Here is a 6381-nt window from a genome sequence, read left to right on the forward strand (position 1 = left end):
GTCCCGGATCTTCGCGCTACGCGCCTCGTCCGGGATGACAACCATCTTTGGCCATAGACGATAGCCCCTCCCACCGAGGGAGGACCAGACGATCCGCGACCTCAAACCGCATGGCCACACCATCAGCGTAAACGGCTCTTAACCCTCTTGCGGCAAAACAGGGGGGTCTACGAGTGCAAGGTGGTTTCTGATGGCGCGAGCGGCGCGGCGATCGAGCGTTGAACTGGTCTGGGACGCGGTGCGCTACGGCTGGGCCCAGCCCTGGTCGGCCCGGTTCCGGGGCGGGGTGATCTGCGTGGTCGGGGCCGGCCTGTTGCTGTCGGTCGCCACCTACAACGCCGCCGATCCCAGCCTGAACGCCGCCACCGGCCTGCCGGCCACCAACGCCCTGGGCGGGGCCGGAGCGGCCCTGGCCGACGTGGTCATGCAGTCGATGGGCCTGGCCGGCTGGATGGCCGCGGCCCTGATGCTGGTGTTCGGCATGTCGCGCGTCACCCAGGCCGATCCGGCCGCCCACCGCCGCGACCTGCGGCTCCGCGCCCTGGTCGGGGGCCTGGGCCTGCTGGCCCTGGCCGGCCTGCTGGCCGCGCCGCCGCGGCCCGCCGCCTGGCCGCTGGCCAAGGGCCTGGGCGGCTTCTGGGGCGACGGCGTGCTGAACCTGCTGGCCGGCGTGCTGGGCTTCGCCCGCCTGCCCGGCGCCCACCTGATCGCCGCCCTGCTGCTGGCGGTCGGCGCCGTCATCGCCCTGGGCTACGCCATCGGCGTCCGCCGCATCGATCCCGAGGCGATCGGCGACCTGATCCACGGCCTGATGCAGCCGCGCCAGCGCCCCGCCGCGCCCGTCCCGGCGCCCCAGCCCGAACCCGCCGCCCGCCCGCGCGCCCCGCGCAAGGCCGCCGCGCCGGTGATCGAGATCGAACCCGAGGCGCCCGCCGCGCGCAAGGCCGCCAAGCCCGCCAAGGCCGCGCCGCCGCCGGTCGAGGACGACGACGCCTTCGAGCCCAGCTTCGAGGTCCGCCCCCTGGCCATCGCCCAGCCTAAGGTTCCGGCCAAGTCCAACAGCCGCGAGCAGCGCGAGCAGCAGAAGGCCTTCGACTTCGAGGAGGAGGGCGGCTTCCAGCTGCCGGAGCTGGCCATGCTGGCCAAGCCCAAGCCGCGCTCGGCCGAGTTCGACGAGGAGGCCCTGCGCCAGAACGCCCGCCTGCTGGAAAGCGTGCTGGCCGAGTTCGGCGTGCGCGGCCAGATCGACCAGATCCGCCCCGGCCCGGTGGTCACCATGTACGAGCTGGTGCCCGCCGCCGGCACCAAGACCGCCCGGGTCGTGGCCCTGGCCGACGACATCGCCCGCTCGATGAGCGTGATCTCCTGTCGCGTGGCCGTGGCCCAGGGCCGCAACGCCATCGGCATCGAAATGCCCAATTCGCGGCGCGAGACGGTCTATCTGCGCGACCTCTTGTCATCGTCCGACTACGACAAGGCCACCCACATCCTGCCGATGGCCCTGGGCGAGACGATCGGCGGCGAGACCTATATCGCCGACCTGGCCAAGATGCCCCACCTGCTGATCGCCGGCACCACCGGCTCGGGCAAGTCGGTCGGGGTCAACGCCATGATCCTGTCGATCCTCTACAAGCTGCCGCCCGAGAAGTGCCGCTTCATCATGATCGACCCGAAGATGCTGGAACTCAGCGTCTATGACGGCATCCCCCACCTGCTGGCCCCGGTCGTCACCGATCCCAAGAAGGCGGTCGTCGCCCTGAAATGGACGGTGCGCGAGATGGAGGACCGCTATCGCCGGATGTCGAAGATCGGCGTGCGCAACATCGGCGGTTTCAACGAGAAAGCCGTCGAGGCCCTGGAGAAGGGCGAGCATTTCGAACGGACCGTCCAGACCGGCTTCGACGACGCCGGCCGGCCGATCTACGAGACCGAGAAGATCCGCCCCGAGCCCATGCCCTATCTGGTGGTGGTCATCGACGAGGTCGCCGACCTGATGATGGTGGCCGGCAAGGACATCGAGGGCGCCGTCCAGCGCCTGGCCCAGATGGCCCGCGCCGCCGGCATCCACCTGATCATGGCCACCCAGCGCCCGTCGGTCGACGTCATCACCGGCACCATCAAGGCCAACTTCCCGACCCGGATCAGCTTCCAGGTCACCAGCAAGATCGACGCCCGCACCATCCTGGGCGAGCAGGGGGCCGAGCAGCTGCTGGGCCAGGGCGACATGCTGTACATGGCCGGCGGCGGCCGCATCACCCGCCTGCACGGCCCGTTCGTCAGCGACGGCGAGGTCGAGGCGGTGGCCAAGTTCCTGCGCGACCAGGGCATCCCCAACTACCTGGAGGAGGTCACGGCCGGCGGCGACGAGGAGCAGGAGGAGGCCGTCGAGGGCGCCTTCGCCGGCGAGGGCGGGGCCAACGACCTCTACGACCACGCCGTGGCGGTGGTCACCCGCGACCGCAAGGCCTCGACCAGCTACATCCAGCGCCGCCTGCAGATCGGCTACAACCGCGCCGCCTCGCTGATGGAGCGGATGGAGAAGGAAGGCGTGGTCGGCGCCGCCAACCACGCCGGCAAGCGCGAGATCCTGGCCCCGCCGCCGCCGCCGATGTAGGCGCGCGCCGCCGACGGGATCCCAACCTGAACGGCGCTTCATCGCAGCGCCGGAAAATGGTCGCGCGGCGGCCTTTCGCTCGTCGCAAGGGCAGGGCAAAGGTTGGAGCCTAGGAGATCGCATGACCGACACGACCCCGACCCGCCGTCTCGTCCTGGCCGCCGGCCTCGCCCTGGCCGCCGGTCCCGCCCTGGCCGCCCAGCCGGCCGCCGCGCCGCTGTCCGCCGAGGAGCAGGCCCTGGTCGACAAGGCCACGGCCTATATCCAGACCCTGGGCTCGGCCAAGGGCCGCTTCGTCCAGACCGACGCCCGCGGCGGACAGACCCAGGGGACCTTCTACCTGCAGCGCCCCGGCAAGGCCCGCTTCGCCTATGACGGCCCGGCCGGCCTGCTGGTCGTCAGCAACGGCAGCGCCGTCAACATCTTCGACAGCCGGCTGAAGACCTTCGAGAGCTATCCGCTCAGCCGCACGCCGCTGAACCTGCTGCTGGCGCGCGAGGTGCGACTGGACCGCGGCGTGGTCATCACAGGCGTGCGCAAGCTGGCCGACGGCTTCACGATCACCGCCGTCGACGCCAAGCGCCAGACCCTGGGCCGCATCGCCCTGAACTTCAGCAACGCGCCGGCCCTGACCGGCTGGACGGTGACCGACGTCAAGGGCGGGGAGACCCGCGTGCGGCTGGTCGACTTCGAAAACACCGCCGGCCTGGACCCGAAACTCTTCGTCCTTACCGATCCCCGGCGCAGGGTCGGCAAGCCCTAGTTGCGTTACGGCCTTCCGACGCAGCCGAAATGCGACAATTTCACAACATGCAAGTTGTTAACGCGATTGTTCTTGACTTAGAGTCTATCCGTGGCAGATTTAACACGCATGGCGAGGAGCGCCCGACCCGCTCTTCGCAACCGTGCCGGACCTATCCCCTCCCGGCGGCGGCATGAGAGACCCGACTTTCGCCCAGGCGCTTCCGGCGCCTGGGCGTTTTTCGTTGTGATCCCGGGTTTCCACCCTCTAGAGGAACGGCATGCGCCTTCGTATCGCCACCTGGAACGTCAATTCCGTCCGCCTGCGCGCCGAGCAGGCCGCCCGCTTCGTCGACGAGCAGGCGCCCGACGTGCTCTGCATGCAGGAGATCAAGTGCCAGGAGGGGGAGTTTCCCCGCGAGGCCTTCGTGGCCATGGGCCTGCCGCACATCAAGATCATGGGCCAGAAGGGCTGGCACGGCGTGGCCATCGCCTCTCGCCTGCCGCTGGAGGACGCGCCGGTCCTCAACGCCTGCCGCGAGGGCCATGCCCGCTGCGTCTCGGCCAAGGTGGCCGGCGTCGAGATCCACAACTTCTACATCCCGGCCGGCGGCGAGGTCCCCGACCGGGCCCTGAACCCGAAGTTCGACCACAAGCTGGACTTCTACGAGACCCTGACCGCCGAGATGAAGCGCCGCGCCCCCAAGGCGCCGCTGATCCTGACCGGCGACCTGAACGTGGCCCCCGGCGAGAACGACGTCTGGAGCCATCGCCAGATGTCGAAGATCGTCAGCCACACGCCCATTGAACTGGAGGCCTTCGCCGGCCTGATGGGCGCGATGGACTTCCTCGACCTGCCGCGCCTGGCCACGCCCGAGCCGGAAAAGCTGTTTTCCTGGTGGAGCTACCGCGCCGCCGACTTCCGCAAGTCCAACCGCGGCCTGCGCCTGGACCACATCCTGGCCAGCCCCGGGCTTCGAGATGCGGCGGTGGTGGACGGCAAGGTCAGCTCCAAAGTCCACGACACCGTGCGCGAATGGGAGCGGCCCAGCGACCACGCCCCGGTGACGGCGGACCTTCGGCTCTAGGCCCCGCCGCCCAGGTCGGCATGGCTGGCCAGCCGGAACAGCGCCTCGGTGTCCGGGTCTGCCGGCCGGCCCATGACCCGGTCGGCCAAGTAGTCGCCGACCAGCGGCCCGTGCTTGAAACCGTGGCCGCCGCCGCCGCTGGCCAGCCAGACATTGTCGTAGTCGGGATGCCGGTCGAGGATGAAATGGCCGTTGGCGGTATTGTCGACCTGGCAGGCCCGGGTCTCCAGGATCGGGGCGTCGCGCATGTCCGGGAACCGGCGGCCGATATAGTCGCGGCCGCGCTTGAGCAGATAGTCGGTCGGCAGGCGCTCGGCGGTGTCGGGATCCTGGGCGACGCGACCGCCGGCCTCGGGCGAATATTTCAGCCCCCGCTCCAGGCTGCCGAAGCCGTAGCCGCCGGCGACATGGTCGTGCCAGGCCGGCTGGTTGGGCCAGGAGAACCGTGCGTCGCCGGCCGGCGGCCCCCAGTAGAAATATTCGCTGCGCCACACCGCCACCTTGGGGCCGACCAGCTGGGGAAACAACTTCGGCGCCCACGGGCCGCAGGCGAAGACGAACTGGCCGGCCGCCAGGGCGCCGCCGTCGCCGAGCGCCAGGGCGTCCATCCGCCGGCCGGTCGCCGGACCGGGCCGGGCGCGGGCGATGCGGAACTGGCCGCCCTTCTTCTGGAACACCTCGGAGACCACGAGCATGCTCTCGCGCGCCTTGATCACCGCGGCGCTGGCCGCCGTCTCGACGAAGGCGAAGTCGACGTCGTCGAACGCCATCTGCGGATAGCGGACCCGCAGCGCGTCGCGGTCCAGGATCTCATAGGGCAGCCTTAGCTCGTCGAAGATCCGCCGCTGGGCGACCATCTCGGGCAGCCAGCGGTCGGCCAGCTCGATGCGGTCGTTGACGTAGAGCAGGGTGCGGCCGAACTCGGCCTCCTTCAGTCGCCACAGCTTCAGAGCCTTGACCGCCCAGGCCGAATAGAAGCCCTGGGCGCCGTAGCCGGCTCGGATCGAGCGGGTCTCGCCGGCCGACGAGGCGCGAGGATTGGCCGGGCCGTATTCGTCGAGCGACACCACCGACAGGCCGCGCTCGCGCAGCGCCAGCGCCGCCCAGCCGCCGAACGCTCCGGCCCCGACCACCACGACGTCCGGCGCGCCCTTGATCACCCGGGCGGCGGCCGGCCCGGCGGCGGCCAGCGCCCCGCCGGCCGTGACGTTCAGAAAGCCCCGTCTGTCGATCATCCCGCCATCCCCGCCTCGAGCCCGCGCTCCAGCGATCAAGCCCGGACCGGGCCAAGCGCGGCGACGAAATCCGCCGTCCGACCGGCCAACCTCGCCGCCAAGCCGGCGATTGTCTGGTCGCTGGGCGCCGACGCCCGCGGGGTGGGCGGGGGATTGGCTGGGGCGGCTTTGCGGTCAGGCCGGTGACCGCCTCGGCGAAGCCGAGATATTCCGCTGCGAAGGCCAGCGCGCATGCGACCTTCTTGAACTCTCTCTCTGAGAGAGGGTTTTGATGGGCGGCTTCCGCCCGGTCCCTGAACGGGGATCCAGCCGCGTCTATCCCCGTCGCCCGCGCGCAAAACCCCAAGCCTTTCAACGTCCTGAAAAATAATCAGCGTCACCGATCCGCCAGCGGTCAGACCGCGTGCACAATCATAGCCGTCTCCGTCGCGGGGGAGGGCGCTTGGTACCGACCCGAAGCGGCGATGGAGATGGAACCGAGCGGGGCCGCCTGGGCCTGGCGATCGGCTCCTGGCGGGCGGCGGGGCTCAGAAGGTCCCAAGGTTCGGCGGGAACGATGGCGGGACAGGCGGGTCGACGGGGCCGGGAGGTTCAAACCGGCCTGTTCCAGGATCTGTCGGAGTCGCCGACGGCCCCTTCCGGGCGACTTTGATCCTGCCCGTCCGAGGGGAAACGTCGACCGGGATGAAACAAGCCCTCAGTC

Annotated in this window: 4 protein-coding genes; 3 read left to right on the forward strand and 1 reads right to left on the reverse strand. The window is 70.2% G+C overall.

Annotation, left to right across the window (positions count from 1 at the left end; translation table 11 throughout):
• Positions 1-190 precede the first annotated feature (190 nt).
• The 3 genes from BM066_RS22285 (at position 191) to BM066_RS22295 (ending at position 4443) form a co-directional block, all read left to right on the forward strand.
• Positions 191-2614 carry a DNA translocase FtsK gene (locus BM066_RS22285; protein ID WP_089930354.1) on the forward strand — a complete coding sequence of 808 codons (2424 nt, stop codon included), beginning with the start codon at positions 191-193 and terminating at the stop codon, positions 2612-2614.
• A 121-nt stretch (positions 2615-2735) separates the two neighbouring features.
• On the forward strand, positions 2736-3377 hold the full coding sequence (locus tag BM066_RS22290; RefSeq protein WP_089930356.1) for an outer-membrane lipoprotein carrier protein LolA: 642 nt from the start codon (positions 2736-2738) through the stop codon (positions 3375-3377).
• A 259-nt stretch (positions 3378-3636) separates the two neighbouring features.
• The gene (locus BM066_RS22295) at positions 3637-4443 is read left to right on the forward strand and encodes an exodeoxyribonuclease III (RefSeq protein ID WP_089930358.1); all 807 of its coding nucleotides are present in this window, start codon (positions 3637-3639) and stop codon (positions 4441-4443) included.
• Here the strand turns inward: BM066_RS22295 and BM066_RS22300 are convergent.
• Positions 4440-5678: an FAD-dependent oxidoreductase gene (locus BM066_RS22300; RefSeq protein ID WP_089930360.1), complete on the reverse strand. Its 1239-nt coding sequence runs from the start codon at positions 5676-5678 to the stop codon at positions 4440-4442. The two genes, BM066_RS22295 and BM066_RS22300, sit on opposite strands and share 4 nt — an antisense overlap.
• Between the last annotated feature and the right edge of the window lie 703 nt (positions 5679-6381).

It is taken from the genome of Caulobacter sp. UNC279MFTsu5.1 (genome assembly GCF_900114015.1).
Taxonomy (GTDB): Bacteria; Pseudomonadota; Alphaproteobacteria; order Caulobacterales; family Caulobacteraceae; genus Caulobacter.

Excerpts from the sequence above, each read along its gene's own strand:
- BM066_RS22300 (WP_089930360.1), bottom strand. The coding sequence starts at position 5,678 with ATGATCGACAGACGGGGCTTTCTGAACGTCACGGCCGGCGGGGCGCTG.
- BM066_RS22285 (WP_089930354.1), top strand. The coding sequence starts at position 191 with ATGGCGCGAGCGGCGCGGCGATCGAGCGTTGAACTGGTCTGGGACGCG.
- BM066_RS22295 (WP_089930358.1), top strand. The coding sequence starts at position 3,637 with ATGCGCCTTCGTATCGCCACCTGGAACGTCAATTCCGTCCGCCTGCGC.
- BM066_RS22290 (WP_089930356.1), top strand. The coding sequence starts at position 2,736 with ATGACCGACACGACCCCGACCCGCCGTCTCGTCCTGGCCGCCGGCCTC.